Origin of the sequence: Pseudomonas sp. NFR09 (assembly GCF_900111535.1) — a bacterium.
GTDB lineage: Bacteria > Pseudomonadota > Gammaproteobacteria > Pseudomonadales > Pseudomonadaceae > Aquipseudomonas > Aquipseudomonas extremorientalis.
The window spans coordinates 222,593-249,556 of record NZ_FOIH01000006.1 but is presented as its reverse complement, the minus strand read 5'-3'; the positions used below and the strand labels follow the sequence as shown (position 1 = coordinate 249,556).

Here is a 26,964-nt window from a genome sequence, read left to right as displayed (position 1 = left end):
GAGGTGTTACCGTGCCCTGGACTCGCCTGACCCTTGCCCTGTTGTTCGCCGCCGGCAGCCTGGCCGCGCAGGCCCGCGACTATGCCTACAGCGATGCGCACCTGCATTACGTGGACTTCTTCCAGGAAACGGCGGGCATGGACAAGCTGCTCAAGGCGATGGCCGACAATCGCATCGATCACGTGATGATTTCTGGTATTCCCGTTGCGAAAAAATGGCACGAGGACGAACCCAAGCGACCGCGCTACTACGCCGGCGACGACGCGGATGCCTATTGGTACAGCGCCACCGATGTGATCGTGGCCGCAGCGGTCAACAAGCTGACCCCTGGGCAGCGCCAGCACTTTCATCCGTTCCTGTCCGGCTTCAACCCCAACGACAAGAACTCGGCCGCCCATATCCAACGTATGCTCGATCTCAATCCAGGACTGTGGCAGGGCATCGGCGAGGTTTTTACCCGACATGACGACCTCACGGCCATCACTGCTGGTGACACACCACGGGCCAATAACGAAGCCATGACCCGCATCTATCACCTGGCGGCGGAAAATGACTTGCCGGTGATGCTGCACTCCAACATCACCTCCAAGCGCGAGCGCAACCCGCTGTACCTGGCTGAGGTCGAAGAACCCCTGCGCAACCACCCGCACACCCGTTTTATCTGGGCCCATGCTGGCACCAGCAAGGAGATCCATCGTCATCAGGTACAGATGGACTTTTTGCTGCCCACCTTGAGCCGCATGCTGGAGGCGTACCCCAACCTTTACATCGATCTGTCCTGGAGCGTGCTCACGCCCTACTTGCTGGATGATGCAGGCCAGCCTCGCCCCGAGTGGGTAAAACTGGTGGAGCGCTTTCCCGAGCGCTTTATGCTCGGCTCGGACGTCGTAGGGCGCTTCAACAAGTTGGGTAAGCAAATGCGCAGCTTCGACCCGTTCCTCGATGCACTCTCCGAAGGGGTCGCCCGCAAAGTGGCCCGCGATAACTTCCTGGCGATCCTGCCTGAGTCGACTCGCGATGGTGCCGCTGATTGATATCGCGTTTTGCTCTTGCTTCGGTATAGGGCACAGGCAGTTGCAAGCCTTGAGCGACGAGCTGCAAGTGGTTCGAGTGCTCTTCTCTTGCGGCTATAGCTTGAAACCTATGGCTCTGAAAGCAAAAAGCCCCGAACCAGTCGGGGCTTTTTCATGCGGTCAAGCTACAGGTCTTACTGACCCTGCCAGCGTTTCAGCACCAGGGTGGCGTTGGTGCCACCGAAGCCGAAGCTGTTGCTCATCACGGTGTCGATTTTTGCATTCTCGACAGTCTTGGTCAGGATTGGCATATCCGCCACGACCGGATCAATCTCGTCGATGTTGGCTGAGCCGGCCATGAAGTTGCCTTCCATCATCAGCAGGCAGTAGATCGCTTCGTGAACGCCGGCGGCGCCCAGGGAGTGACCGGACAGGCTCTTGGTAGAGCTGATGGCCGGGGCCTTGTCGCCGAATACCGCACGCACGCCTTCCATTTCCTTGGCATCGCCGACCGGAGTCGAGGTGCCGTGGGTGTTCAGGTAGTCGATTGGGGTGTCCACGGTGGACATGGCCATCTGCATGCAACGGATGGCGCCTTCACCGCTTGGGGCAACCATGTCGTAACCGTCGGAGGTCGCGCCGTAGCCGACGATTTCCGCGTAGATCTTGGCGCCACGGGCCAGGGCGTGTTCCAGCTCCTCGACCACCACCATGCCGCCACCGCCGGCAATGACGAAACCGTCACGCTTGGCGTCGTAGGCGCGGGAGGCCTTTTCCGGGGTTTCGTTGTACTGGGTGGACAGTGCACCCATGGCGTCGAACAGGAACGACTGGCTCCAATGTTCTTCTTCACCGCCGCCGGCGAACACGATGTCCTGCTTGCCCAGCTGGATCTGCTCAACGGCAGTCCCGATGCAGTGAGCGCTGGTGGCGCACGCGGAGGAGATCGAGTAGTTCACGCCCTTGATCTGGAACGGCGTGGCCAGACAGGCCGAAACGGTGCTGCCCATGGTCCGTGTGACACGGTACGGGCCAACGCGCTTGACGCCTTTTTCGCGCAGGATGTCCAGCGCTTCCATCTGGTTGAGGGTCGATGCGCCGCCGGAGCCGGCGATCAGGCCGGTGCGTACGTTCGATACCTGGTCGTCGCTCAGGCCGGAGTCGGCGATCGCGTCTTTCATCGCCAGGTAGGCGTAGGCGGCAGCGTGGCCGACGAAGCGATAGATCTTGCGATCGATCAGTTCTTCGAGGGGCAGGTCGATGGAGCCGGAAACCTGGCTACGCAGACCCATTTCGGCATATTCCGGGTTGAAGCGGATGCCAGGGCGACTTGCACGCAGGTTAGCGGTGACGGTCTCTTTGTCATTGCCCAGGCAAGAAACAATGCCCAGACCAGTGATAACGACGCGGCGCATGCGGATAACCCTTAAAAGTTGTCAGTGGAAGTGAATACGCCGACCCGAAGGCCTTCGGCAGTATAGATCTCGCGACCGTCGACGCTCACCGAACCATCGGCGATGGCCAGGTTCAGCTTGCCCTTGAGGACGCGCTTGATCTGAATGTTGTAGGTGACTTTCCTGGCGGTCGGCAGGACCTGGCCAAAGAACTTCACTTCGCCCGAACCCAGGGCGCGACCGCGGCCCGGCAGGCCTTGCCAGCCCAGGAAGAAACCGACCAGCTGCCACATGGCGTCAAGGCCCAGGCAGCCCGGCATCACAGGGTCGCCTTCGAAATGGCAGGCGAAGAACCACAGGTCCGGGGTGATATCCAGCTCGGCGACCAATTCACCTTTGCCGTACTTGCCACCCTCTTCGCTGATATGGGTGATGCGATCCACCATCAGCATGTTCGGGGCGGGCAGTTGCGCGTTACCTGGGCCGAACAGCTCACCGCGACTGCAGCGCAGCAGATCTTCCCGAGTAAAGGCGTTTTGTTTGGTCATGCGAGCTCCTCAATAATCCCATGCGGCAGGGTAGGGCAAATCTTCCCGAACCGAATGAAGCGTTCATGCCTCATGTCGGCAGCCTACACGTAGACTATTGCGTTGTAGTGAAAGTCACAGCGGCAAGGTACTGAATGTACACTTGTTCACTGAAATTTTAAACCGGGCCCGTTTATGGGCCCGTTCGGGTGCCTAAGACTGCCGCACTTTCGTCTTTCACGCCAGTCGGAGTTGGCTGATGGCGCGACGCTATTGCACCCAGCGCTGCAGGATTTGCTGCAAATCCGTACGTTTGAACGGCTTGGCCAGGTAATCGTTCATTCCGGCTGCCAGGCAGGCTTCACGGTCGCCCTGCAACGCGTTGGCAGTCAGGGCGATGATCGGCAGGTCGGCGCAGCCCGGCAGTTGACGGATCTTGCGGGTGGCCTCGTAGCCGTCGATCAACGGCAGCCGGCAATCCATCAGGATCGCGGTGAAAATCAGGCTCTCGGCACTGCGGATCGCCTCGGCACCGTCGGTGGCCAGGCTCACTTCAAAGCCCAGGCTGCGCAACATGGCTTCGACCACGGTGCGGTTGACCGGGTTGTCCTCCACCAGCAATACATGGCGGCCAGCGCCGGCGTTGGCTTTGCCGTCGGCGCCTTGCGCGATGGCCGGCACGCTCTGCTGGTCGATGGCCAGGGGAATTTCCAGGGTAAATACCGAGCCGCGGCCTTCTTCACTTTGCGCGCGCAGGGTGCCGCCCATGCGTTCGGCCAGGGTACGGGCGATGGGCAGGCCGAGGCCGGTGCCGCCGTAACGTCTTGAAATGGAACTGTCGGCCTGCTGGAACGCGTCGAACATCAACTCCAGGCGTTCGGCGCAAATCCCGATGCCACTGTCGCGCACGGTGCAGGTGAACCACACCAGTTCATGGTCAAGGGTCTGCCAATGGGGTTCGACGCTGACGCTGCCCTGCTCGGTGAACTTCAGCGCGTTGCCGATCAGGTTCACCAGGATCTGGCGGATTCGCGTCGGGTCGCCCTGCACGCGCAAGGCGTCCAACCCCGGTGGTATCGACAGTTTCAACGCCAGCCCGCGCTGCTGGGCGCTGTGCTGGAACGCCTGGGCGCAGCTGTTGATCAGGTCCGCCAGGTTGAACGGAATATGCTCCAGTTCCAGGGCAGCGCGTTCGATGCGCGAGAAGTCGAGGATGTCGTTGATGACCTTGAGCAAATGCTCGGTGGACTCGGAGGCCAGCGCCGCGTACTCGGCCTGCTCCTCGGTCATCTCGGTGGTTTCCAGCAACTGCAACATGCCCAGCACGCCGTTCATGGGCGTGCGCAGCTCATGGCTCATCATCGCCAGGAAATCCGACTTGGCGTTGTTGGCGCGCTCGGCCTCTTCGCGGGTCTGGATCAACTGGGCCATGGCCTGCTGCTGTTCGCGGCTGGCCTGGTTGAGGCCTTCGGCCAGGTTATTGATGTGTCGCGACAGGTCGCCCAGTTCCGAGTCGTCCACGATCGGCAGCGGCGTCTTGTAGTCACCTTGCTGGATGGCTTTTACCGCGTGGCCCATGGCGCTGATCGGCTGAGACAGGCTGGCGGCCAGGCGCCGCGCGAGCAGGAAGGTAAACAGCAGGGCGAACAGCGCCAGGATGCCGGCCTTGAACAGGATTTCCTGCTGGCGCTGGCTGAATGCGTCGTTGGACATGCCGACGATCACCCGGCCCAGGTAGTCGGCCCGCGGTGCCTTGGGTTCGTTGAGGTTGTCCTGGAAAAAATCATTGCCCAACTGGATGTGTTGCAGGCGAATCGGTGCCTGGAACACTTTGACGGACAACGAGCGGTCGTGTTTTTCCGACGGCTGCTCGACATACACCAGGATGTTCTCGCTGCTGTCCTGGATCTCCAGGAACCGCACATGGGGCGTAGCGAGCGTGGCGCGCAGCAGGCTGTCGAGCACTTCGTTGTTGCCGGAGATCACCCCGTACTCGGTGGCGGGCGCCAGTTGGTTGGCGATCAACTGGCCGGTGTGGTCCAGTTCCTGGCGCAAGTCCTGGATCCGCACGAAGGTGAAAAAGCTGATCAGCAGCAACGTCAGCAACAGCGCCGGGCCCAGGGTGATGAGCTGGGTGCGGGTGTTGATGTCCCAACGACGGCGCAAGGTCATGGGCGTTTTTCTCCTTCGGCCAGGCGGATCGCGACGCCGGCTTCGTCCACCTGTTCGATCCCCAGTGAGCGCGCGACTTGCGGGTTGCCCACGACTTTGAAGTGTTCCGGGTACAGCGAGCGCGGCCAGTTGGCCGGCGGGTGGTCGAGCAAACGGTCAAGCACGGCCAGCCAGTCGGTCTGGTCGCTGTAGGTGCTGGCCAGGCTGCCGGCCCGCACAAAGCCTGCATTCGGGCCCACCAGCGGCAATTGCTGGGCATAGCTGCTCAGCAACAGGTTCTTCGCGGTTTTCGAGTTGTACAACTGCGGGTCATCCAGGCCGAGCAGCACGTCACTGTTCCTGAACAGGTTTTGCAGGGGGCGGCTGTCATTAATGTTGTCCCAGAGCTGTGGCACGATTTCCAGGCCGAGGGGTGTGGCGTGCTGGCGCAGTTCGGGCAGCAGGAACTCACTGTCGGCGCCGTAGAGCACGCCGATGCGCCGCGCCTGGGGCAGGATGGCGGCGATCAGGCGCAGTTGGCGTTCCAGCGGTGGGTCGCTCCACAGCAGGCTGATGTGCGGGTGAGGTGTGGTGCCCAGGCGTTGATGGGCCTGCAACCGACTGATACGCAGCACCAGGGTCGGCGGGCCTTGGGTCTCCTGCAGGCGCCAGTCGAGGCTGGGCAGGTCGAGCAGGATCAGACGTGTGTTGGCCGGCAGTCGACCAGGGGCTGGCAGGTTTTTGAGCGGGGTGAAGGTGATGTGGTCTTCGGGGCGTTGCTGGGCCAGGGCCTGGGCGAAGGCCTGGACGCCGGCGCTGTCTTCGGCAGCGGTCAGCAGGATCTCGGCACTCCAGGCCGGCGCGGCAGACAGCAGGCAAGCGAACAGCACAATGCGTCGCCAGAGCGTGTGGATAAAAAAGCAGGTCATCCGTGACGAGTCGCCCATGTCAGAACTCTAACTCTGCGCTGAAGTAGAGCACGTGGCGATGGTCATAATTGTTATCGGCCCAGGTGGTGGGCTGGTGATCCAGGCGTTCTTGCAGCATGCCGGCCAGCTCCACGTTGGCTTTGCCCAGGGCAATGCGCTTGGCCACCCGCAGGTCGACCCGTTCGAAGCGATATTGGTTGAGTGCGTCATCGCCGTAGTAGAACAGCGCGCTGGACCAGCCTTGGCCCCATTCACGCAACCAACCGGCAGAGCCACTGTTGCGTGCGGTCTGTGCCTTGTCCAGCGGGTTGCTGGCGCTGGCATCGACATAAGCATAGGTCAGCCGCAAGCGGTCGGCGTTGCTCACGCGCCAGTCGAACTGGGTTTCGGCACCGGTGAAGCGTGCGCTGTTGGCGTTGCTGGCAATGTACTGGTTATTGCGCAGCGGCGAACTGATCATGTCGGTAATTTCGTCGTAGAACAGTTTCACGTCCATGTTCAGCCCGATGTCGGCAAAGAAGCCGTTGTACCCCAGTTCCCGCGACTTCATCATCTCTTTATCGAGGTTGCCCGGCCCCCGCGTCTTTACGAAGTATTGCCCGGTGGTCTGACCGTAGGCCGGGGAGCTGAGGTTGGTGACGCGATAACTCCAGTTGACGTTGTTCTCGAACATGTCCGGGGAGCGGATGGCTTCGGAGTACACCGCGCGCAAGCCATGGCGCGGGTTGATCAGGTAGTTGACCGCCACCCGTGGCGTCAGCGAATTGCCGCTCAGGTGCGTGTCTTCATACATGGCGCCGCCTTGCAGCAGCCAATGTTCGCTGGCGCGCCATTCCAACTGGCCGAACAGGCGCCAGGTGGTGTCGTCCAGGGTGCCATTGAAGTAGGTATCGGAGTCGGCGCGGTCGTAGCGGTAGTTCATGCCGCTGACCAGGCGCAGGCTGTCGGACAGGCTGAGGGTGTCCTGGATTTCCAAGTCATAGCGACTTTCGCGGGTGCTCTGGTCGATGTCGCCGCACACGCTTTGACTGGCACCGTCGCGCCACTGCTGCAACACCTGGTTGGCCAGCGCTTGCTCGGCAGCGCTACCCGGCGGTGCGCTGCCCTGGCTGTAGGTGTCCATGTGGCGGGCCAGCAGCTCGGCGTAGTTGGGGTTCATCTGCCACAGCTGGGTCAATTCCGGGCTGAACGACACCTTGGCGTCGCAGGCCTTCCAGATTTGCCGGCGGTCCCACTGCTGGGCCGAGCCCTGGATATAGAGGCTGTGTTCAGGGTTGAAATCGAAATTCCAGCGCAGCGAGCCGGCGTAGTCCTTGGCCGTGACGTCGGAGTTGTTGCCACCTTCGGTAATCCCGGCGAATACCGGGCTGTAGGTATACGGACGTTGGTTGGTGCCTTCCTTCGCATCCAGTTGCCAGTCGATGCTCTGCTGCGCGTTCAACGTCTGGCTCACCGCCAGGCTGAAGCGATTGAGACGACGCCCGTCGCGGCGGTCGGCGCCAGCGGCGTCGCTGTCGAACCCATCGTCCTGCTGGCCGGACAGCGACAGGCGCAAATCGCCGGTTTCCCAGCCGATGCCCTGGCTGGCATAGAAGTCATTGATGCCACGCTCGCCACGCACCACTTTGACCCGGGTGCCGTGGCTGTTAGCCGGCGAGCGCGTGAGAATGTTGACCACCGCCATCAAGGCATTGGCGCCGTAGCTGACGGTGTTGGGGCCGCGGAAGACTTCGATGCGCTCGATATCTTCCATCGCTACTGGAATGTCGCTCCAGTCCACGGTGGCCAGGCCGGCGCGGTACACCGAGCGGCCGTCGATCAGCACCTGCATGCGCCGCGCATCGCTGGCGCTGGTGCCGTGGTAGTTCACCGCCGCCTGGTTGCCGGAGGTGTAGCCGACCATCATCCCCGGCACCAGGCGCAGCAACTCGCTGATATCCCGCGCGCCGCTGGCCTTGATCAACTCGCTGTCGATCACGGTCATGCTGCCGGGCACGGCGGCGGCCGATTGCTTGAGACGCGTGGCGGTCAATACCTGGGGCAGCGGCTGGCTGTCGAGGAACAGGTCGTCGGCCATGACAGGCGCACTGCACAGCAGCATCAACCACAGAGATGAACGGGGAGGAGGGCCCAAATACACGGCACGGCCTTGATAATTACGGATAGCCGCCCATGTTAACTGAGGTGGGGCCATTTGCCAGTCGCCGGACTTGCAATTACTTCATGTAAGTGTGGCATTTTCCGACAAGCGCACGAATTGATACGGGGGCTGGCCGCCGACGGGTCGGCCCGTATAATGCCGCCATCGCCACTGGTATGGATTAACGGATTGCATATGACTGAACAGCGCCCTATCGCGGTCCTGGGAGGCGGAAGTTTTGGTACCGCCGTGGCTAACCTGCTGGCCGAGAACGGTCACGCTGTGCGCCAGTGGATGCGCGATCCCGAACAGGCCGAGGCCATTCGGGTGCACCGGGAAAATCCGCGTTACCTCAAAGGCATCAAGATTCATCCGGCGGTCGAGCCGGTTACCGACCTGCTGGACACCCTCACGGCCTGCGACCTGTGCTTCGTCGCGCTGCCGTCCAGCGCCTTGCGCTCGGTGCTGGCACCCCACGCCGAACGCCTGGTGGGCAAGCTGCTGGTCAGCCTGACCAAGGGCATCGAGGCGCAGACCTTCAAGCTGATGAGCGAAATTCTCGAAGAGATCGCGCCCCAGGCGCGCATTGGCGTGTTATCCGGGCCGAACCTGGCGCGGGAGGTCGCCGAGCACGCGCTGACCGCCACCGTAGTCGCCAGTGAAGACGAAGAGCTGTGCGAACGGGTCCAGGCTGTATTGCACGGCCGTACCTTCCGGGTCTACGCCAGCAGCGACCGCTTTGGCGTCGAGCTGGGCGGTGCGCTGAAAAACGTCTACGCGATCATCGCCGGCATGGCCGTGGCGCTGGGCATGGGCGAGAACACCAAAAGCATGTTGATTACCCGCGCCCTGGCCGAGATGACCCGCTTTGCGGTCAACCAGGGGGCCAACCCGATGACCTTCCTCGGCCTGGCGGGCGTGGGCGACCTGATCGTCACTTGCTCCTCGCCGAAAAGCCGCAACTATCAGGTCGGGTTCGCCCTCGGCCAGGGCCTGAGCCTGGAAGACGCGGTCACGCGCCTGGGCGAAGTGGCCGAGGGCGTCAATACCCTCAAGGTGCTCAAGGCCAAGGCCCAGGAAGTCGGCGTGTATATGCCGTTGGTCGCCGGGCTGCACGCGATCCTGTTTGAAGGGCGCACCTTGAACCAGGTCATCGAGTTGCTGATGCGCGCCGAGCCCAAGACCGATGTCGACTTTATTTCCACCAGTGGTTTCAACTGAGGAACGCGTCATGAACGATCCGCAAGCAGCCCCCAAGTACGAATCCATTGCCCTGCGCATCCTGTGGATGCTGGTGTTTGCCCTGGTTTGGCAAGTGGCGCAGTTCCTGCTCGGCGCGCTGGTGGTGGTGCAACTGATCTACCGCCTGGTCTACGGCGCCCCGAACCTGGGCCTGATGAACTTCGGCGACAGCCTCAGCCAGTTCCTGGCGCAGATCGGTCGTTTCGGCAGCTTCCATACCGAGCAAAAACCGTGGCCGTTCGCCGACTGGCCGACCCCGCGCGCACCCGAGGGCGAAGCTGCCCACAGCGTGCCGCCGGCGCCGCACCCGGTGCGTGATGAAGAGCCGAAACTATGAAGTTGTGGATACTGCGCCACGGCGAGGCCGAAGGGCATGCGCGCACCGATGCCGAACGCAACCTCACCGAGCATGGCCGTGGCGAAGTGTTGCGCAGTGCCGCGCACCTGATCGGCCAGCCCCTCAGTGCGATCATCGCCAGCCCCTATGTGCGGGCGCAGCAGACCGCGCATCTGGTGCGTGATGCGTTGGGCTTCGAGGCGCAGATTCGCACGGTGCCGTGGCTGACCCCCGATGGCAGCCCGTTGCAGGTGCTGGAAAAGCTCGACACCGACGACAATGTGCTGCTGGTCAGCCATCAGCCCCTGGTGGGCAGCCTGATCAGCTTTCTGCAGCATGGTCATCAGCGCCAGCCTCAGCCGATGCACACCGCCAGCCTGGCGGAACTGGAAGGGGATTTCCCGCTGGCGGGGCCGATGAGCCTGGTCAGCGTGAAGAATCCGTAGGCGTTATCGCGGCTTTGTGTGTGCTATATAGTCAACCAAGCAAGTGCTTGGTTGGCTGTCGTCGGACCACAAAGGAGCGCGTCCCATGCCCGTCGCATTTCGATTGCCGTTGCAGGTGTTCTTCGAACGTGAAGCGCGGCACCCGCGCCAGACCTTTCTGGTGCAGCCCGTGGGCGGCGGTGAGGTGCAGCGCCTCACCTGGGGCGATGTCGGCCAACAGGCCCGGTGTGCCGCGCACTGGCTGCGCGCCCGCGAGCTGCCCCCAGGCTCGCACATTGCCCTGATTTCGAAAAACTGTGCGCACTGGATCATTGCCGACCTGGCGATCTGGATGGCCGGGCATGTCTCGGTGCCGCTGTACCCCAACCTCACTGCCGACTCCGTGGCCCATGTGCTCGCCCATTCCGAGGCGGCGCTGGCGTTCATCGGCAAGCTCGACGACTGGCCCGCTATGGCGCCCGGCGTGCCGTCCAATGTCCCGACCATCAGCTTGCCGCTGTGCCCAGCCGGCGCGTTCGATTTCAGCTGGGCCGACCTGCAAGCCTGTTCGCCGATCCAGGATGACCCGGCGCCTGCGGACTGGGACTTGGCCACCATCATCTACACCTCTGGCACCACCGGCCTACCCAAAGGCGTGATGCATAGCTTCGGCGCGCTGGGGTTTGCCGCCACCCGTGGCACCGAATTATTCGGGTTGGGGGAGGGCGACCGCCTGCTGTCCTACCTGCCGCTGTGCCATGTGGCCGAGCGCATGTTTGTGGAAATGGCGGCGATCTACACCGGGCAGACAGTGTTTTTTGCCGAAAGCCTGGAGACGTTTCTGACCGACCTGCGCAGGGCACGTCCGACCGCCCTGTTTGGCGTACCGCGTATCTGGACCAAATTCCAGATGGGCGTCTACGCCAAAATCCCGGAAAAACGCCTGGACACCCTGCTGCGTCTACCCTTCATCGGCAAGCGCGTGGGCCACAAGGTGCTCGCCGGGCTGGGCCTGGATGCGTTGCGCATCGCACTGTCCGGGGCGGCGCCGGTGCCCGAGGCGCTGCTGCGCTGGTATCAGCGCCTGGGCCTGGACGTACTGGAGGTGTACGGCATGACCGAGAGCTGCGGCTACTCCCATGTGTGTCGCCCCGGGCAACAGTCCATCGGCTGGATCGGCCTGCCGTGCCCTGGTGTCGAGGTGCGCATCGATCCTGCGGGCGAAGTGCAAGTGCGCAGCGGTGCGACCATGCTCGGCTACTACAAGGACCCGCACAAAACCGCTGAGACCATCACCGCCGACGGCTTCCTGCGCACCGGCGACAAGGGCGAGCAGGCTGCCGACGGTCGGCTGCGCTTGACCGGGCGCCTCAAGGAGATCTTCAAGACCAGCAAAGGCAAGTACGTGGCCCCGGCACCGATTGAGAACCGCCTGGCCGAACATGCGCGCATCGAACAGGTGTGCGTGGTGGGCGATGGCCTGACCGCGCCGATGGGGCTTTGCGTGTTGTCGGCAATGAGCGAAGAACCGCATGTGCTGCGCAGCAGCCTTGAACGCTGGCTGGAGCAGGTCAATCAAGCATTGGATAAACATGAACGCCTGCGACAGTTGGTGGTGGTGAAAGACAACTGGGCGGTGGAAAACGGCTTTCTGACCCCGACGCTCAAGATCAAACGCAATGTGATCGAATCGACCTACGGTGAACATTTCCAGACGTGGAGCGAGCGTTCCGAAACCGTTCTGTGGCAGGATTAGGGCCATCATAAAACCAACAAGGACAACCGTATGAGCCTGTGGCGCACTCAACCGAATATTGACCAACTCAATGCGATCCAGAAGAACACCATCGGTGAATTGCTGGATATCCGTTTTGAACGCTTCGATGACGAATCGCTGACCGCCAGCATGGTGGTCGACCATCGCACCCATCAGCCTTACGGCTTGTTGCACGGCGGCGCATCGGTGGTCCTGGCCGAAAGCGTCGGCTCCATGGCCGCCTATCTTTGCATCGACGCGAGCAAGTTCTACTGCGTGGGCCTGGAGATCAACGCCAACCACCTGCGCGGTGTGCGCAGTGGGCGGGTGACGGCGGTGGCCAAGGCGATCCATATCGGCCGCACCACCCAGGTGTGGGACATTCGCCTGACCAGCGACGATGGCAAGGCCAATTGCGTGTCGCGCCTGACCATGGCGGTGGTGCCGCTGGGCGAGAACCCGCCGGCGCGATAGGCGTGGCGTGAGTGTCATCATTCCTGGCAGTTACAGTCATTGCTGTGGCGGTCGGGGCTGGTGACAATCAATCTCTGTTTTTGTCGATGGATCCGGTATGTCGCAGCATGTGTTTTTCGCCCACGCCAATGGTTTCCCCTCGGCCACCTACGGCAAGCTGTTTGCCGCCCTGGCCCCGGAATATGCAGTGGCGCACCTGCCGCAGCACGGTCACGACCCCAGGTTTCCGGTGGACGATAACTGGCAGAACCTGGTGGATGAGCTGATCCACCACCTGGAGCGGCAGCCGGAACCGGTGTGGGGTGTGGGGCATTCCCTCGGTGGCGTTTTGCATCTGCATGCAGCCATGCGTTGCCCTCAGTTATATCGCGGAGTGGTCATGCTCGATTCGCCGGTGTTGACCCGCGCCGACCGCTGGGTGATCCGCGCGGCCAAGCGCTTTGGTTTTATTGACCGCCTGACCCCGGCCGGGCGCACCCTGGGACGCCGCGAAGAGTTCAGCGACCTGGACGCCGCGCGCAGCTATTTCGCCGGCAAGACCTTGTTCCGTGGCTTTGACCCGGAATGCTTCGACGCTTACCTGCAACACGGCCTGCACCAGGTCGGTGACCGCCTGCGCCTGCGCTTCGACCCCGCTACCGAGATCAGCATCTACCGGGGCGTGCCCCACACCAGCCCCGGTCAGGTGCGCCAGATGAAGGTGCCGCTGGCGGTGGTGCGCGGCCGGCAGAGCCGGGTGGTGATGCGTCACCACGCCAGCGGCGTCGGTCGCCTGCCCATGGGCGAAATGCTCACCATGCCCGGCGGCCATATGTTCCCCCTTGAACGCCCCCAGGACACCGCGACCTTGATCAAGAACCTGTTCTCCCGCTGGGAAGCCCGCGAGCGCAGTTGCGCATGAGCACACCGGTCGAAGAAGTGCGCCTGAGCCTGCCGCATATCGAGTTGGCGGCCCATCTGTTCGGGCCCGAGGACGGTTTGCCGGTGATCGCGCTGCATGGCTGGCTGGACAACGCCAACAGCTTTGCGCGACTGGCGCCGAAACTTCAGGGCTTGCGCATCGTTGCACTGGATATGGCCGGGCATGGGCATTCGGCGCATCGTCCTATCGGCGCCGGTTACGCCTTGTGGGATTACGCGTACGACGTGCTGCACGTCGCCGAGCAACTGGGTTGGAAACGTTTTGCATTACTTGGCCACTCCCTCGGCGCCATCGTTTCCCTGGTGCTGGCCGGTGCGCTGCCGGAACGGGTGACGCACCTGGGATTGATCGACGGGGTGATCCCGCCCACTGCCAGCGGTGACAACGCCGCCGAACGCTTGGGCATGGCGTTGCAGGCGCAATTGAACCTGCAGGACAAACGCAAGCCGGTCTATAGCACCCTGGATCGAGCGGTCGAGGCGCGCATGAAAGGCGTGGTGGCGGTCAGTCGCGAAGCCGCGGAACTGCTGGCCCAACGCGGTCTGATGCCAGTGCCGGGCGGTTACACCTGGCGCACCGACAGCCGCCTGACCCTGGCTTCGCCGATGCGTCTGACCGATGAGCAGGCAATGGCTTTCGTGCGACGTGTGGGTTGCCCTACACAGTTGGTGGTCGCGGCTGATGGCATGCTGGCGAAACATTCCGAATTGCTTTCCCAGCTACCCTTTACCGTGACCACGCTGCCAGGCGGCCATCATTTACACCTGAATGACGAGCCCGGCGCGGTCCTTGTTGCAGACTGTTTCAATCGGTTCTTCTGCGCGCCTTGACTTGGGGCGGTCAACTGCCGAGGCTGGGCGGATTGAAAGGGAGTCAACCATGAACTACTTCAACACCGCTGTGACCGCCGATGGCCAGGGCTCGTTGATCCTATGAGCGTGCGTAACGGATGTATCCGTATCCTGGGCTTGGGCCTGCTGAGCCCACTGGTATTTGCCGCCGACATACCGGGTAGCCAGGACCTGCCCACCGTGGCCCGCCAGGTCGACGCGCAAATCGTCGACTACCGTCCCACCGAAGAAAAAGAACGCATCTACCCCATGGGTGCCATCCGCAAGATCAGCGGCCAGCTGCGTTATGAAGGCCAGGCCACCGCACGGGGCCAAGCCACCGCCATCACCTATGAATTACCTGCCGAACACAGCTCCAGTGCCGCATTTACTGCGACGCGCGAAGCATTGCAGGCGAAGGGCGCGCAGTTGCTGTTCTGGTGCCAGGCCCGGGATTGCGGCGAAAGCAGCCTGTGGGCCAATGAAGTGTTCGGCAACGCCAAGTTGGTCGGCGCCGACGGCCAGCAGGAATACCTGCTGCTGCGCCTGGCAGCCCCCCAGGAAAACTCCCTGGTGGCGCTGTATGGCATCACCCGTGGCAACCGTCGCGCCTATCTGCACGTGGAGCAACTGGACGCCAACGCGCCGCTGGCCGACCTTCTGCCGACCTCCGCAACGCTGCTGCGAGAGCTGAAAAGCACCGGCGAGCTGGATTTCCCCGCGCTGGGCGGCGACCCTGACGACACCTGGCTGACCCTGATTTCCCGTGGGTTGAACCTTGATACCACCTTGCGCGTCAGCCTTACCGGCCCGAACGCCGAAGCCTGGCGCCAGGCCCTGGTCGACAAAGGTGTGCGCGCCGCGCGCATGGAAACCGGCTCCGCTGAAACCAAAGGCCTGCACCTGCATCTGATACGCTGACCGTTACAAGGCGAACGGACCCGCGCCGTTCGCCTAAGCTCTCTTCCTATAGCCTTCTTCTAGAGATACTCCATGCTCAATAACGATCGCCTACTGGTGCAAATCCTGCTGCTGGTGCTGTTCGGTGCCAGCTTCTGGGTGATGGCGCCGTTCTGGTCGGCGCTGTTCTGGGGCGCGGTACTGGCATTTGCCAGTTGGCCGTTGATGGTCCTGCTCACCCGCTGGCTGGGGGGGCGCGAATCCCTGGCCGCCGGCATCCTGACGTTGGGTTGGATGCTGCTGGTGGCGCTGCCGCTGGTGTGGCTGGGCTTCAACCTCGCGGATCACGTGCGCGATGCGACGGCGTTGATCAAGGATATCCAGGTTGACGGCCTGCCGGAGGCACCTGCCTGGCTCGGCTCGATCCCCTTAGTCGGTGAGCGGCTGGTGGCCATGTGGGACAGCATTGACCAACAGGGCGCGGCCTTGATGGTCAGCATCAAGCCCTACCTGGGGCAGGTCGGCAATTGGTTGTTGGCGCGCAGTGCGCAAATCGGTGGTGGGATTCTAGAACTGACCCTGAGCCTGGTCTTCGTGTTCTTTTTCTACCGGGACGGGCCGCGCCTGGCGATGTTTGTTCACCGCCTGCTGGAGCGCTTGATCGGCGAGCGTGCCGGCTATTACATCGAACTGGTGGCCGGCACCGTGCAGCGCGTGGTCAACGGCGTGATCGGCACGGCCGCCGCCCAGGCCCTGTTGGCGCTGATCGGTTTCCTGATCGCCGGGGTGCCGGGTGCGCTGGTGCTGGGCATCGTCACCTTCCTGCTCAGCCTGATTCCCATGGGCCCGCCACTGGTGTGGATCCCGGCCACGGCGTGGCTGGCCTGGAAGGGCGATTACACCTACGCGGTGTTCCTCGGCGTGTGGGGCACGTTCATCATCAGTGGCGTGGACAACGTGCTCAAGCCTTACCTGATCAGCCGCGGCGGCAACCTGCCGTTGGTCATCGTGCTGCTCGGGGTGTTCGGCGGCTTGATTGCCTTTGGTTTCATCGGCCTGTTTATCGGCCCGACCCTACTGGCGGTGGCCTACAGCCTGTTGATGGACTGGAGTGCAACCCAGGCCCAGGGGCGGCGGGAAGACAAGCCGCTCTAGACGCGTGGTAACCACATCACGGCGGTCAAACCACCGCCGGGGGTTTCTTCCAGGTGCAGCCGACCGCCGAGGCGTTCCGCCGCTTCCCTGGAAATCGTCATGCCCAGGCCGACCCCGCCAGAGTTGCGGTTGCGTGAGCCTTCCAGCCGATAGAACGGTTCGAACACCGCCTCACGCTGGTCGGCGGCAATCCCGGGGCCATGGTCGATGACACGGATGACCAGCGCCTCGCGGCTGTCTGTCAGCTCGATGCGCGCCGAACCGGCGTACCGCAGGGCGTTGTCGATCAGGTTGTTGAGGCACGATCGCAAGGCCATCGGCTGCACTTGCAGCGGTGCGCAGGTCCCGCCGAACTGCACATCGGAACCCTGGTCCTGGGCGTTTTCGCTCATCGACTCGACCAGCGCCTGCACGTCCAGCCAATGCCGGGTTTCGCTGGTGCGTTGTTCGTGCAGGTAGCTCAGGGTCGCGTCGAGCATGCCGATCATGTCGTCCAGGTCCTGGCGCATCTGGCCTTGCAGCCGGGTGTCTTCGATCTGTTCCAGGCGCAGCTTCAGGCGTGACAACGGGGTGCGCAGGTCATGGGAGACAGCGCCGAGCATACGGGCGCGTTGGCTGACTTGCTCGCGGATGCGTCGCTGCATCAGGTTGAAAGTCGACGCCGCTTGCTGTGCCTCACGCGGGCCAGATTCGTCGAGGGGCGGGCTGCCGAGGTCCAGGCTCAGGCGCTCGGCAGCTTCGCTCAGGCGCTGGATCGGCCGGCTCAGCAGCTTGGCACCGTACCAGGCGGCGATAATCAACGAGATGAACTGGAACGTCAGTGGCACCACCGGGCCACCAAACCATGGTCGCTTGTGCCTGGCCAGGTGTTTCATCGTGCCGTCCGGCTGCTCGACAAAGGTCTCCTGAGGCGGCGGCGGAGGCGGGCCGTAATAGCGAAACCAGGAAATGGCCAGCACATGAGCCAGCACAATCGCCACCAGCAACACGCCAAACAGTCGACCGAACAGCGTGTTGAAGGCGTTGCGCATCAACCGATATCCCGGGCGTCGAACAGGTAGCCTTCACCCCGCACGGTCTTGATCAATTGGGGCGCCTTGGGATCATCTCCGAGTTTTTGCCGCAGGCGCGACACCAGCAAATCGATGCTGCGATCAAAGGCTTCGATGGAGCGGCCACGGGCGGCATCCAACAGTTGTTCGCGGCTCAACACCCGGCGCGGACGTTCGATGAATACCCACAGCAGGCGAAATTCCGCGTTGGACAGCGGCACCACCAGGCCATCGTCGGCGACCAGTTGGCGCAGCACGCTGTTGAGGCGCCAATTGTCGAAGCGGATATTGGCGCGTTGTTCGGTACGGTCGTCACGCACACGGCGCAGGATGGTCTGGATGCGCGCTACCAGTTCGCGGGGTTCGAAGGGCTTGGACATGTAATCGTCGGCGCCCAGCTCCAGGCCGATGATGCGGTCAGTGGGTTCGCAGCGGGCGGTGAGCATCAGGATCGGGATATCCGATTCCGCGCGCAGCCAGCGGCACAGCGACAGGCCGTCTTCGCCCGGCAGCATCAGGTCGAGCACCACCACGTCGAAGGTTTCGGCCTGCATGGCCTGGCGCATCGCCGTACCGTCGGTGACGCCGCTGGCGAGAATGCCGAAGCGGGCCAGGTAGTCGATCAGCAGTTCACGGATCGGCACATCGTCGTCAACGATCAGCGCGCGGGTGTTCCAGCGTTTGTCGTCGGCGATCACCGCGCCTTTTTGCTCGTCGTTCATGGAGACGGAAGGGGTATGCATAGTGCGATCATCTGCCCTGTTGTTGCGCTCAGCATAGGCGGCCAGCCCCATGGCTGGAAGTGCTGGTCGGTGGGTCGTGCAAGCGAGGCTAGCCGTGAGGCGTGTTGGGGGCATGTCGTGAATGTATCGGCTTTGAAATAATTCCCTGAAATGCCCGCCCGATAGCGCTTGGTCAGTATTTACCGATCATCGGATCCCGCAACGCCGCCGCTTGCGCTACAATCCGCGCCGATTTCGACTTGCCTGAGAGCCCATTCCAATGTCCGTCTGCCAGACTCCTATCATCGTCGCCCTGGATTACCCCACTCGTGACGCCGCACTGAAGCTGGCTGACCAGTTGGACCCGAAGCTGTGCCGGGTCAAGGTCGGCAAGGAATTGTTCACCAGTTGCGCGGCGGAAATCGTCGGTACGCTGCGTGACAAAGGTTTCGAAGTGTTCCTCGACCTGAAATTCCACGATATTCCGAACACCACCGCGATGGCGGTCAAGGCCGCCGCCGAAATGGGCGTGTGGATGGTCAACGTGCATTGCTCCGGCGGCCTGCGCATGATGAGTGCCTGCCGTGAGGTGCTGGAACAGCGCAGCGGGCCTAAACCGTTGTTGATCGGTGTGACCGTGCTCACCAGCATGGAGCGTGAAGACCTGGCCGGTATCGGCCTGGATATCGAGCCCCAGGAGCAGGTACTGCGCCTGGCTGCCCTGGCGCAAAAAGCCGGCCTGGATGGCCTGGTGTGTTCGGCGCTGGAAGCCCAGGCCCTGAAAACCGCGCACCCGTCGCTGCAACTGGTGACCCCGGGTATTCGTCCGGCGGGCAGTGCCCAGGATGACCAGCGCCGTATCCTGACCCCGCGCCAGGCGTTGGATGCAGGTTCCGATTACCTGGTGATCGGTCGCCCGATCAGCCAGGCGGCCGATCCGGCCAAGGCATTGGCGGCAGTCGTCGCCGAAATCGCCTGATTTTCGAATGTGGGAGCGGGCTTGCCCCCTCCCACATTCAGATCTCCAACATTTAGATCTATGGGTGGTCAGCTGACCTTGAGCACCAACTTCCCGAAGTTCTCACCGTTGAACAGCTTCATCAGCGTTTCCGGGAACGTCTCCAGCCCCTCCACGATATCTTCCTTGCTCTTGAGCTTGCCCTGGGCCATCCAGCCGGCCATTTCCTGCCCGGCAGCGGCAAAGCCTGCGGCGTGATCCATCACCACAAACCCTTCCATGCGCGCGCGATTGACCAGCAGTGACAAGTAGTTGGCCGGACCTTTCACGGCTTCCTTGTTGTTGTATTGGCTGATGGCGCCGCAGATCACTACGCGTGCCTTCAGCGCCAGGCGGCTGAGCACGGCGTCGAGGATATCGCCGCCGACGTTATCGAAATACACATCCACGCCCTTGGGGCACTCGCGCTTGAGTGCGGCAGGCACATCTTCGCTTTTGTAATCGATAGCAGCATCGAAGCCCAGTTCATCCACCAGGAACTTGCACTTGTCGGCGCCGCCGGCAATGCCCACCACACGGCAGCCTTTGAGCTTGGCGATCTGCCCGGCAATGCTGCCCACGGCACCAGCCGCGCCGGAGATCACCACGGTTTCGCCAGCCTTCGGCGCACCGGTGTCCAGCAGTGCGAAGTAGGCGGTCATGCCGGTCATGCCGAGTGCCGACAGGTAACGGGGCAGGGGCGCCAGTTTCGGATCGACCTTGTAGAAACCCCGCGGCTCGCCCAGAAAGTAATCCTGCACGCCCAGGGCGCCGTTGACGTAGTCCCCGACTGCGAATGCCGGGTTGTTCGAGGCAATCACTTTGCCCACGCCCAGGGCGCGCATTACTTCACCGATACCGACCGGCGGGATATAGGACTTGCCTTCATTCATCCAGCCGCGCATGGCGGGGTCGAGGGACAGGTATTCATTGCGCACCAGCACCTGGCCGTTCTGGGGCGTGCCCACCGGGACTTCCTGGTAGGTGAAGGTGTCCCGGGTGGCCGCGCCGACCGGGCGCTTGGCGAGCAGGAATTGGCGGTTGGTCTGGGCGCTCATGGCAGTGACTCTTCTGGAAATGAACCTGAAGTGATAGACCTTGAACGGGCCGGGAGCAAGGTTCACCGAGCGTGCGAATGCCGGTCGATAGGTGTTGCTGATAGTCAGGCGGCGGCTGTTATCACTACGATTCATGCAGCTTCAACCGGCCTTTTGATAGTGCTGACGCGTCTGGCGCGGCGTTGGCTAGACTCGACCCACGACTTTCCCTCACAGGACATCCCTCATGAGCATGACGTTTTCCGGCCAGGTCGCCCTGGTGACCGGTGCCGCCGCCGGTATCGGCCGCGCTACCGCACTGGCGTTCGCCGCCGAAGGGTTGAAGGTGGTGGTCGCTGACCTGGACGTTGCGGGCGGCGAAGGCACCGTCGCGCTGATCCGCCAGGCCGGCGGCGAAGCGCTGTTTGTGCGCTGCAACGTCACGCTGGAGGCGGATGTTCAGCAATTGATGGCCCAGACCCTCGCCGCCTATGGCCGCCTGGACTACGCCTTCAATAATGCCGGGATCGAGATCGAGAAGGGCAAGCTGGCGGATGGGACCCTGGACGAGTTTGACGCCATCATGGGCGTCAACGTCAAAGGCGTGTGGTTGTGCATGAAGCATCAATTGCCACTGCTGTTGGCCCAGGGCGGCGGGGCGATTGTCAACACCGCGTCGGTCGCGGGGTTGGGCGCGGCGCCGAAGATGAGCATTTATGCCGCGTCCAAACACGCGGTAATCGGCCTGACCAAGTCGGCGGCCATCGAGTATGCGAAGAAGAACATTCGCGTCAATGCGGTCTGCCCGGCCGTGATCGACACCGATATGTTCCGGCGTGCCTATGAAGCCGACCCGCGCAAGGCCGAATTCGCCGCTGCCATGCACCCGGTGGGGCGCATCGGCAAGGTCGAGGAAATCGCCAGCGCGGTGCTGTACCTGTGCAGCGACGGTGCGGCCTTTACCACCGGTCACGCCTTGGCAGTGGACGGTGGCGCGACGGCTATCTAGGACCTCAGGTCACCCTCCATTCGAAAAGGCCTGGGAGGGTGTGAGGTTTTTCCATAGCTGGCACGGTGCCTTGTCAGAATGTGTATCAGCAGGTAAATAACTCAATAAAATCAATAATTTAATAAAAGTTGGCGAGCGGCCGACATGGGCTTCTGTGCTTAACTGTCCCGGGTTGAATTACAGACAGTTGAAGTGAGTGGCGCATGGATTTAGGGATCGATCGACAAGCCCTTGTACCGGTGGTGCAGCAAATCATCAGCGCGGTGGCGCAATGGATTCGCACGAGTGGGGCGAGCCCTGGTACACGCTTGCCCTCCGTTCGCCAGGTGGCTCTCGATAACCTGCTCAGCCAGTCCAGTGTGATCGAGGCATTCGAGCGGTTGGTCGCCCAGGGCGTGCTGGTTTCGAAACAGGGGTCGGTTTTCTGCGTGGCCCAGCCACCGACGGTGCACGAAAGCCAGTGGTATGAAGGTGCCGAGCGAGATTGGGGCGCCTTTGCCGATAACCCGTTGGGCGAGCTGAAACTGGGCTGCGGCTGGCTGCCTGATGCCTGGCGCGAAAGCGATGACATCAGCTACGCGATTCGCGAAGTCACCCGCTGCGACACGGCTGCGCTGTTCAACTACAGCACCCCATTGGGGCTTCCGGCATTGCGTGAGCAATTGCTCAAGCGCCTGACACAGGTCCACATCCCCACCCACCTTGACGGCATCCTCACCACGGCGGGCGCCAGCCATGCACAGGACCTGCTGATACGCACCCTGCTCAAGGCCGGCGATTGCGTGATGGTTGAAACGCCGGGGTACGGCAACCTTTATCGGCAACTGGTCTTTCATGGTGTGCAACTGCTGCAGGTGCCACGCACCCGTGGCGGGCCGGACATCGCGACGCTTGAGGCCTTGCTGCAGCGTCATCGGCCCAAATGCCTGTTCATCCATAGCCTGTATCACAACCCCACCGGTTCCAGCCTGAGTCGCACCGTGGCGGAGCGTGTGTTGGAGCTGGCGCACCGCGAGAACTTTTTGATTATCGAAGAGGACGTGTTTGGCGATCTGCAACACGCCAGTTGCACGCGGCTCTCGGCGTTACCCCACGGTGACCGGGTGATCTACGTCGCAAGCTTTTCCAAGACCCTGAGCAGTGCCTTGCGCGTGGGTTATCTCAGTGCGAGCACGGCGATCATCGAGCAATTGGCCAGCCTCAAGACCCTGACCGGCTTCGGCACTTCGCGGTTTGCCGAGGCCGTAGTGGCGACGCTGCTGGCTAATGGCACTTATCGCAAGTGGGTGCAGCGCCTGCGCAAGCGGCTGAGCGCGCAAATGGCTGCGACCTTGCAGGTGCTGGAAGATGAGGAATGGGAGGTGTTCGCCAACCCTGCCGGCGGGATGTTCGTGTGGGCGCGGCCAGGGGTTGGGGATCGGTCGCGGTTGCAGGCGTATGCCCGGCGGCTGGGGGTTTTGTTGTCACCGGGGGCACTGTTCAGTCCAACGGATGAGCCCAGTGAGTGGCTGCGAATCAATGTGGCCTATGCTGATGATCAACGGGCACTGGCGTTATTCCGCGCCATGGGACCTGCAAGATCGACCTCGACCATTCTGAAAACGACGAGCGTGTAGCTTTTTGCCATTATTGTGGCGCCAATGACTTGTGTTCGGTGCCTTGTGGTTGCCAATCTCGCCTGTGTAAACCGGGCTTGATGGCATCTGCCATTGCAAGAGGATGCAAGTGCAATGATTTCGGCCGTGCAACGACGCTTCGCCAACCTCGGTATGGCAAAAAAACTGGGCTTGGGCTTCACCCTGGTATTGCTGTTGACCGCCCTGGTCGCGGCCATCGGCGTGTGGTCCCTGCAATCCGTTGGCCAGCGCTTCGAAGGCCTCAAGGCCATGTCGTCGCTCAACAGTGGCTTGCTCAAGGTGCGCCTGATCGAGCAGGACTACGCGTTGCATGCCGACCCCAAGGCCGTCGACGCCCTGCATGAAAGTGTCGATGCCTTGGCCGCGCTCGCGGCGAGCCTCAAGGCCCAGTCGGCGGCCAACGTGCCCGTCATGACAGATGTCGAACAGGCCCTGGCCGCCTACCGCAAGGCGTTCGATGAGTTTGTCGAATTGACCCAGACCAAGGACCTGGCGTTGGAAATGGCCAGTTGGTCAGTGTCCAGCGTGGCCAATAACCTCGATGTGCTGCAGGCCGGGCTGGCTGACGACGGTGCCTATGGCCTCAAGGAAAGCCAGGGCAAGGAGGGCGCCGAGTTTATCGAGCAGGCGGGGCAGGTCAGCCAGGTTTCACGGCTGATGTTGCAAGCCATGAACGAAGCCCACGTACGTCTGGACCAGAGCCGCAAGGTAGACGCCGATGACGCCGAGCAAGGCAAGATCGAGCAGGCCGACCAGGCGCTGGCCCAGGTTGAAACACTGAAAACCGCGGTCAAGGATCCCGGTTACCAGACGGTGTTGAATGAGGTCTCCGGGCATATTGCTTCGTTCAGTGAAAAACTCGGCGAGTACACCGGCCTGCTGGCCCAGGAGAAGGTGGTCTACAAGCAGTTGCATGATCGGGCCGAACAAGTGGTCGGCCGGGTCAACCAGGCGTACGACACTGAAGACCTGTCGATGCAGGCACAGTTGAAGAAAAGCGCGATGCTGATCATCGGCTCTTCGGCCCTGGCGCTGTTGGTGGGGTTGATCGCGGCCTGGGTGATCACCCGCTTGATCGTCGCGCCGCTGCGCAGTGTGATTGCGGTTGCCCAGCAGATTGCGGCCGGCGATTTGAGCGGGCGCATGGAGGTCAGTCGCCGCGATGAGATCGGCCAACTGATGCAGGCGATGCAGCAGATGGGCAATGGCCTGAGCCATATGGTCAGCGGCCTGCAGGCCGGTATCGAGCAACTGGCCAGCTCGGCTCACTCATTGTCCAGTGTTACCGAACAAACCAATGTCGAAGTCAGTAGCCAGAAAGAAGAAACCGAGCAGGTCGCCACGGCGATGAACCAGATGACCGCTACCGTGCATGACGTGGCGCGCAACGCCGAAGAAGCCGCGCAAGCCGCACAGACAGCGGACGACAAAGTCGACAGCGGCCAGCGGGTGGTGCGCCAGAGTTTGCAGCGTATTGAATTGCTGGCCACCTCCAGCACCAGTGCCAGCGCCAGCATCGAGAGCCTGAGCGCCGAGATCCAGAACATCGGCACTGTGTTGAGCGTGATCAAAAGCGTGGCCGAACAGACCAACCTGCTGGCCCTCAACGCGGCTATCGAGGCCGCCCGTGCCGGCGAGCAGGGCCGTGGTTTCGCGGTGGTGGCGGATGAAGTGCGGGCGTTGGCCAAGCGTACCCAGCAATCGACCGAAGAAATCGAGCGGCTGGTCAGTACCTTGCGCAACGCGGCCCAGTCCTCGGTGCAGCAGATCCAGCAAAGCGGCGAACTGGTGAAGCTGGCGGTGAGCGATGCCCTGGAAACCGAGAGCGCCCTGGGCAGCATCGCGGTGGCGGTGTCGCTGATCCAGCAGATGAACCAGCAGATTGCCGCGGCGGCCGAGGAGCAAAGCTCGGTGGCCGAGGAGATCAACCGCAGTGTCACCAGTATCCGTGCCAGTGCCGACCAGTCGGCGCTGAGCATGCAGGGCAACGCCGCATCGAGCATTCAGCTGGCGCAGCTGGGCGCGGAACTCAAGGGGATGGTCGGGCACTTCCGCCTGTGATCGCAGCGTTCATGCGGCGATCACAGGGGAGGGCGGTCAGGCGTTGTTGGCGAGGAAGGTCAGCAGGGCTTCGTTGACGAAGTCCGGGTTTTCCCTGGCGCTGATATGCCCGGCTTGCGGGATCAGGATCAGGCTGCAGCCGATCAGGCCGGCCATTTCCTCGGATTCGGCAGGTGGGCGCGGTTTGTCCTGTTCGCCGCACATCACCAGGGTGGTGTCGGCGTCCAGCTTGGGCAACTGTCCCAGCACATCTTCGCGACTGAAGATCAAGCGACCCAGGGGCACGATGCTCTGCAGCAGGCGCTCCTTGGAGTAGCCCTGCAATTGCTTGCGGAAATCCTGATACAGCGCGGATTCGCGGTCGATACCCGGGCGGAAGAAGATCGGCGCGACCACGTCCAGCAACGGCCCGGGGATAGCGCCGGCGTCTTCGATCATCTTGAACAGCGAGAAGTAATACTGGCGCGTGGCTTCGGGCTCGGCACCCAGGTAGGTGTCCATCAGCACCAGGCTGTTGATGCGCTCGGGAGCCAGCAGCGCCAGGCGTGCCCCCCACATGCCGCCGACCGAGAGGCCGACCAGGTTGATCTGTGGAATATCCAACTGGTCCAGCAGGGCCAGGGCCTGGCGCGCGAGGTCGTCGAGGGAGCGGGTTGGTGCGGGCAGCGGGCCGGATTCGCCATGGCCCCACAGCTCGGGCACGATCACCCGGTACTGTTGCGACAGGGCTTCGATCTGCGGCGCCCACATGTCGCGGTCCCACAGGTAGCTTGAGCCCAGCAGGACGACGGGGCCGGAACCCTGGTCGACGTAGTGCAGCGGTTGTCCATCAATGACGGCGACAGGCATAGCGGGCCTCTGACTTCATGGAGTGAGGGGCACTTTTTTACGCTAGTCGGGGGCGGGGGGATAGATGCAAAGTGATGGCATCTCGTGAAGCAGCGAGGTGGTTTGTACTGGCCTGGCTTTTATTGCTGTGGTGAGCGTGCTCACCACAGCAATAAAAGCCAGGCCAGTCTTCCAGCCGGCGAATCAGTCGTAGATGACTTTCTTCTTCCACTCGGCGTCGGCGTCGACCACTTTGAGGCCTTCGGTCAGTTCGTTGACTTCGTCTTCGGCCGGCTTACTGTTGGTCAGCACCGTGGAGTTGGCGCGTCCCAGTTGGGCCTCCAGGTGTTGCAGCTGTGCGCTGTAGATCACCGGCTCCGGCTGTTTGCGCAGGTACTGCACGCCACGCTCGAATGCCAGCCGCGCCTGGCCCGGCTGGCCTTGTTGCAGGGCGTGCTGGCCGAGGTTGTTGAAGAACTCGATATGCAGCAACACCAGGATATGGCGGATCTCGCGGATCCAGTGCTTGGCCTCGTTGGCCGGCAGGAAACCATCCTGGGCCGCACGGGTGACCTGGCCGTGCAGGGCTTCGAGCAGGAAACGCACATCCTTGGCCTTGGCTTCGGTCTGGATTGGCGCGGGCGGGTTGTTTACCGGGATCGATTCGCCCTGGGCGACCAGCGTATTCAGCTCGGCGATGCGGGCCTTGAGCGCCATGCTGCCTTTATTCAGGTTCAGCAGGCGCTGGTTGACGTTGAGTTCCAGGCGGGTCAGCAACAGCTTGAGCGCCGGGGTCATCAACTGGCCAGGGAAGGTCTCGGTGATTTCACCGCAACGGCGCAGGCGATCGTTAAGCTCGATCTCGGTGCGCTTCTTTTCCAGCTTGTTGTTTTCCACCACGTGGTTCATGTAGCCAATGGCGATCAGTATTGCGATCCCGGCTATTACCAGCAGGGTGATCATGAGTGGTGTCACCGGTGTGACCTCTTTATAGGGTTTACAGTGGAGTGTAGTGACTGGGCCATCCGGCGGATAGGACTGATCGACCAGTTGCCCGGGTAGTTTGCTTCTATAGGCATAGGCGCTCCCTGCATGGATGCACATTGCCATCATTTGCTGGAGCGAACTATAGCGTCTTGTCGGGCGCCAGAATATAGGCGTCAAAGCCCGGACGCGCACAATCCCCCCATGAGCCCGAAAAGCTGGGGGAAGTCATTGATTTTAATAAATTTATCCTTGGGGGTTGACGATCTTTCAATCCGTCCATAGAATGCGCGCCACTTAACGCGTAAAGCACACAGCAAAACGCGGTTAAGCAGTGAATGTTGTACGTGTGTCCCCTTCGTCTAGTGGCCTAGGACACCGCCCTTTCACGGCGGTAACAGGGGTTCGAGTCCCCTAGGGGACGCCATTTGCGGGAATAGCT

At 62.3% G+C, this 26,964-nt stretch carries 24 protein-coding genes, 1 tRNA gene and 1 pseudogene; 16 read left to right on the top strand and 10 right to left on the bottom strand.

Annotated features, from left to right (window positions below; all coding sequences use genetic code 11):
* The first annotated feature begins 11 nt into the window (after nt 1-11).
* A complete protein-coding gene (locus tag BMX59_RS15600) occupies nt 12-1,034 on the top strand; it encodes an amidohydrolase family protein (protein WP_071489574.1) in 1,023 nt (340 codons plus the stop codon).
* Nucleotides 1,035-1,207: 173 nt separating this feature from the next.
* Here the strand turns inward: BMX59_RS15600 and fabB are convergent, their stop codons facing one another.
* The 5 genes from fabB to BMX59_RS15575 all read right to left on the bottom strand — a co-directional run bounded on the left by fabB (nt 1,208) and on the right by BMX59_RS15575 (nt 8,154).
* The gene (gene fabB, locus BMX59_RS15595; protein WP_016974674.1) at nt 1,208-2,428 is read right to left on the bottom strand and encodes a beta-ketoacyl-ACP synthase I; all 1,221 of its coding nucleotides are present in this window, start codon (nt 2,426-2,428) and stop codon (nt 1,208-1,210) included.
* Between the two features lie 11 nt (nt 2,429-2,439).
* The gene (gene fabA, locus BMX59_RS15590) at nt 2,440-2,955 is read right to left on the bottom strand and encodes a 3-hydroxyacyl-[acyl-carrier-protein] dehydratase FabA (protein ID WP_071489573.1); all 516 of its coding nucleotides are present in this window, start codon (nt 2,953-2,955) and stop codon (nt 2,440-2,442) included.
* Nucleotides 2,956-3,204: 249 nt separating this feature from the next.
* The gene (locus BMX59_RS15585; RefSeq protein WP_093123126.1) at nt 3,205-5,106 is read right to left on the bottom strand and encodes an ATP-binding protein; all 1,902 of its coding nucleotides are present in this window, start codon (nt 5,104-5,106) and stop codon (nt 3,205-3,207) included.
* A complete protein-coding gene (locus tag BMX59_RS15580) occupies nt 5,103-6,032 on the bottom strand; it encodes an ABC transporter substrate-binding protein (RefSeq protein ID WP_092247867.1) in 930 nt (309 codons plus the stop codon). The genes BMX59_RS15585 and BMX59_RS15580 overlap by 4 nt, the downstream gene beginning before the upstream one ends.
* A gap of 1 nt (nt 6,033) precedes the next feature.
* Nucleotides 6,034-8,154, bottom strand: a complete 2,121-nt coding sequence (locus BMX59_RS15575) for a TonB-dependent receptor plug domain-containing protein (protein ID WP_331459194.1) — start codon at nt 8,152-8,154, stop codon at nt 6,034-6,036.
* 195 nt (nt 8,155-8,349) lie between these two features.
* Between BMX59_RS15575 and BMX59_RS15570 the strand changes: the two genes are divergently transcribed.
* The 9 genes from BMX59_RS15570 (at nt 8,350) to BMX59_RS15530 (ending at nt 16,195) form a co-directional block, all read left to right on the top strand.
* Nucleotides 8,350-9,375 (top strand): NAD(P)H-dependent glycerol-3-phosphate dehydrogenase, encoded by a 1,026-nt coding sequence (locus tag BMX59_RS15570; protein WP_093123120.1) that lies wholly within the window; start codon nt 8,350-8,352, stop codon nt 9,373-9,375.
* Nucleotides 9,376-9,385: 10 nt separating this feature from the next.
* Nucleotides 9,386-9,733, top strand: coding sequence for a DUF4389 domain-containing protein (locus BMX59_RS15565; protein ID WP_071489568.1), 348 nt, complete (start codon nt 9,386-9,388; stop codon nt 9,731-9,733).
* Nucleotides 9,730-10,179 carry a phosphohistidine phosphatase SixA gene (gene sixA, locus BMX59_RS15560; protein WP_093123115.1) on the top strand — a complete coding sequence of 150 codons (450 nt, stop codon included), beginning with the start codon at nt 9,730-9,732 and terminating at the stop codon, nt 10,177-10,179. The genes BMX59_RS15565 and sixA overlap by 4 nt, the downstream gene beginning before the upstream one ends.
* An 85-nt stretch (nt 10,180-10,264) precedes the next feature.
* Complete coding sequence (locus BMX59_RS15555) at nt 10,265-11,914, top strand: AMP-binding protein (RefSeq protein WP_092247879.1); 1,650 nt, start codon at nt 10,265-10,267, stop codon at nt 11,912-11,914.
* A 30-nt stretch (nt 11,915-11,944) separates the two neighbouring features.
* Nucleotides 11,945-12,388, top strand: a complete 444-nt coding sequence (locus tag BMX59_RS15550) for a hotdog fold thioesterase (RefSeq protein WP_092247882.1) — start codon at nt 11,945-11,947, stop codon at nt 12,386-12,388.
* Between the two features lie 97 nt (nt 12,389-12,485).
* Complete coding sequence (locus tag BMX59_RS15545) at nt 12,486-13,289, top strand: alpha/beta fold hydrolase (RefSeq protein ID WP_071489564.1); 804 nt, start codon at nt 12,486-12,488, stop codon at nt 13,287-13,289.
* Nucleotides 13,286-14,140 carry an alpha/beta hydrolase gene (locus BMX59_RS15540; protein WP_092247885.1) on the top strand — a complete coding sequence of 285 codons (855 nt, stop codon included), beginning with the start codon at nt 13,286-13,288 and terminating at the stop codon, nt 14,138-14,140. The genes BMX59_RS15545 and BMX59_RS15540 overlap by 4 nt, the downstream gene beginning before the upstream one ends.
* A gap of 102 nt (nt 14,141-14,242) precedes the next feature.
* The gene (locus tag BMX59_RS15535) at nt 14,243-15,061 is read left to right on the top strand and encodes a DUF4892 domain-containing protein (RefSeq protein ID WP_092247888.1); all 819 of its coding nucleotides are present in this window, start codon (nt 14,243-14,245) and stop codon (nt 15,059-15,061) included.
* Nucleotides 15,062-15,133: 72 nt separating this feature from the next.
* Nucleotides 15,134-16,195: an AI-2E family transporter gene (locus tag BMX59_RS15530; protein WP_071489561.1), complete on the top strand. Its 1,062-nt coding sequence runs from the start codon at nt 15,134-15,136 to the stop codon at nt 16,193-16,195.
* Here BMX59_RS15530 and BMX59_RS15525 read toward each other — a convergent pair.
* Complete coding sequence (locus BMX59_RS15525; protein WP_093123105.1) at nt 16,192-17,226, bottom strand: sensor histidine kinase; 1,035 nt, start codon at nt 17,224-17,226, stop codon at nt 16,192-16,194. The genes BMX59_RS15530 and BMX59_RS15525 overlap by 4 nt on opposite strands.
* Nucleotides 17,226-17,990, bottom strand: a complete 765-nt coding sequence (locus tag BMX59_RS15520) for a response regulator (protein ID WP_058427191.1) — start codon at nt 17,988-17,990, stop codon at nt 17,226-17,228. The genes BMX59_RS15525 and BMX59_RS15520 overlap by 1 nt, the downstream gene beginning before the upstream one ends.
* A gap of 259 nt (nt 17,991-18,249) precedes the next feature.
* Between BMX59_RS15520 and pyrF the strand changes: the two genes are divergently transcribed.
* Complete coding sequence (gene pyrF / locus BMX59_RS15515) at nt 18,250-18,948, top strand: orotidine-5'-phosphate decarboxylase (protein WP_010211681.1); 699 nt, start codon at nt 18,250-18,252, stop codon at nt 18,946-18,948.
* A gap of 68 nt (nt 18,949-19,016) precedes the next feature.
* Here the strand turns inward: pyrF and BMX59_RS15510 are convergent, their stop codons facing one another.
* Nucleotides 19,017-20,024, bottom strand: a complete 1,008-nt coding sequence (locus BMX59_RS15510) for an NADP-dependent oxidoreductase (RefSeq protein ID WP_093123102.1) — start codon at nt 20,022-20,024, stop codon at nt 19,017-19,019.
* A 226-nt stretch (nt 20,025-20,250) separates the two neighbouring features.
* Here BMX59_RS15510 and BMX59_RS15505 point away from each other — a divergent pair, with 226 nt between their 5' ends.
* From BMX59_RS15505 to BMX59_RS31140, 4 genes and pseudogenes are all read left to right on the top strand, one after another.
* Nucleotides 20,251-21,012, top strand: a complete 762-nt coding sequence (locus BMX59_RS15505; protein WP_092247898.1) for an SDR family oxidoreductase — start codon at nt 20,251-20,253, stop codon at nt 21,010-21,012.
* 203 nt (nt 21,013-21,215) lie between these two features.
* Nucleotides 21,216-22,628, top strand: a complete 1,413-nt coding sequence (locus BMX59_RS15500) for an aminotransferase-like domain-containing protein (RefSeq protein WP_092247901.1) — start codon at nt 21,216-21,218, stop codon at nt 22,626-22,628.
* Nucleotides 22,629-22,742: 114 nt separating this feature from the next.
* A pseudogene (locus BMX59_RS31145) lies at nt 22,743-23,849 on the top strand (HAMP domain-containing protein); the annotation flags it as partial.
* Nucleotides 23,829-24,710, top strand: a complete 882-nt coding sequence (locus BMX59_RS31140) for a methyl-accepting chemotaxis protein (protein WP_371914378.1) — start codon at nt 23,829-23,831, stop codon at nt 24,708-24,710. The pseudogene BMX59_RS31145 and the gene BMX59_RS31140, both read left to right, overlap by 21 nt.
* Nucleotides 24,711-24,746: 36 nt before the next feature.
* Here the strand turns inward: BMX59_RS31140 and BMX59_RS15490 are convergent, their stop codons facing one another.
* Nucleotides 24,747-25,559 carry an alpha/beta fold hydrolase gene (locus BMX59_RS15490; protein WP_093123095.1) on the bottom strand — a complete coding sequence of 271 codons (813 nt, stop codon included), beginning with the start codon at nt 25,557-25,559 and terminating at the stop codon, nt 24,747-24,749.
* Nucleotides 25,560-25,742: 183 nt separating this feature from the next.
* Nucleotides 25,743-26,513, bottom strand: coding sequence for a hypothetical protein (locus tag BMX59_RS15485; protein ID WP_092247910.1), 771 nt, complete (start codon nt 26,511-26,513; stop codon nt 25,743-25,745).
* 360 nt (nt 26,514-26,873) lie between these two features.
* On the opposite strand from BMX59_RS15485, the gene BMX59_RS15480 reads away from it, so the two are divergent.
* A tRNA-Glu gene (locus tag BMX59_RS15480) sits at nt 26,874-26,949 on the top strand.
* Nucleotides 26,950-26,964 lie beyond the last annotated feature (15 nt).

What these genes read in the sequence shown, in the direction of transcription:
- BMX59_RS15525 (WP_093123105.1), bottom strand. Translation starts at nt 17,226, where the DNA reads ATGCGCAACGCCTTCAACACGCTGTTCGGTCGACTGTTTGGCGTGTTG.
- fabB (WP_016974674.1), bottom strand. Translation starts at nt 2,428, where the DNA reads ATGCGCCGCGTCGTTATCACTGGTCTGGGCATTGTTTCTTGCCTGGGC.
- BMX59_RS15540 (WP_092247885.1), top strand. Translation starts at nt 13,286, where the DNA reads ATGAGCACACCGGTCGAAGAAGTGCGCCTGAGCCTGCCGCATATCGAG.
- fabA (WP_071489573.1), bottom strand. Translation starts at nt 2,955, where the DNA reads ATGACCAAACAAAACGCCTTTACTCGGGAAGATCTGCTGCGCTGCAGT.
- BMX59_RS15505 (WP_092247898.1), top strand. Translation starts at nt 20,251, where the DNA reads ATGAGCATGACGTTTTCCGGCCAGGTCGCCCTGGTGACCGGTGCCGCC.
- BMX59_RS15535 (WP_092247888.1), top strand. Translation starts at nt 14,243, where the DNA reads ATGAGCGTGCGTAACGGATGTATCCGTATCCTGGGCTTGGGCCTGCTG.
- BMX59_RS15500 (WP_092247901.1), top strand. Translation starts at nt 21,216, where the DNA reads ATGGATTTAGGGATCGATCGACAAGCCCTTGTACCGGTGGTGCAGCAA.
- BMX59_RS15530 (WP_071489561.1), top strand. Translation starts at nt 15,134, where the DNA reads ATGCTCAATAACGATCGCCTACTGGTGCAAATCCTGCTGCTGGTGCTG.
- BMX59_RS15570 (WP_093123120.1), top strand. Translation starts at nt 8,350, where the DNA reads ATGACTGAACAGCGCCCTATCGCGGTCCTGGGAGGCGGAAGTTTTGGT.
- BMX59_RS15520 (WP_058427191.1), bottom strand. Translation starts at nt 17,990, where the DNA reads ATGCATACCCCTTCCGTCTCCATGAACGACGAGCAAAAAGGCGCGGTG.
- BMX59_RS15585 (WP_093123126.1), bottom strand. Translation starts at nt 5,106, where the DNA reads ATGACCTTGCGCCGTCGTTGGGACATCAACACCCGCACCCAGCTCATC.
- BMX59_RS15545 (WP_071489564.1), top strand. Translation starts at nt 12,486, where the DNA reads ATGTCGCAGCATGTGTTTTTCGCCCACGCCAATGGTTTCCCCTCGGCC.
- sixA (WP_093123115.1), top strand. Translation starts at nt 9,730, where the DNA reads ATGAAGTTGTGGATACTGCGCCACGGCGAGGCCGAAGGGCATGCGCGC.
- BMX59_RS15490 (WP_093123095.1), bottom strand. Translation starts at nt 25,559, where the DNA reads ATGCCTGTCGCCGTCATTGATGGACAACCGCTGCACTACGTCGACCAG.
- BMX59_RS15580 (WP_092247867.1), bottom strand. Translation starts at nt 6,032, where the DNA reads ATGGGCGACTCGTCACGGATGACCTGCTTTTTTATCCACACGCTCTGG.
- BMX59_RS15555 (WP_092247879.1), top strand. Translation starts at nt 10,265, where the DNA reads ATGCCCGTCGCATTTCGATTGCCGTTGCAGGTGTTCTTCGAACGTGAA.
- pyrF (WP_010211681.1), top strand. Translation starts at nt 18,250, where the DNA reads ATGTCCGTCTGCCAGACTCCTATCATCGTCGCCCTGGATTACCCCACT.
- BMX59_RS15510 (WP_093123102.1), bottom strand. Translation starts at nt 20,024, where the DNA reads ATGAGCGCCCAGACCAACCGCCAATTCCTGCTCGCCAAGCGCCCGGTC.
- BMX59_RS15565 (WP_071489568.1), top strand. Translation starts at nt 9,386, where the DNA reads ATGAACGATCCGCAAGCAGCCCCCAAGTACGAATCCATTGCCCTGCGC.
- BMX59_RS31140 (WP_371914378.1), top strand. Translation starts at nt 23,829, where the DNA reads ATGCAGGCGATGCAGCAGATGGGCAATGGCCTGAGCCATATGGTCAGC.
- BMX59_RS15550 (WP_092247882.1), top strand. Translation starts at nt 11,945, where the DNA reads ATGAGCCTGTGGCGCACTCAACCGAATATTGACCAACTCAATGCGATC.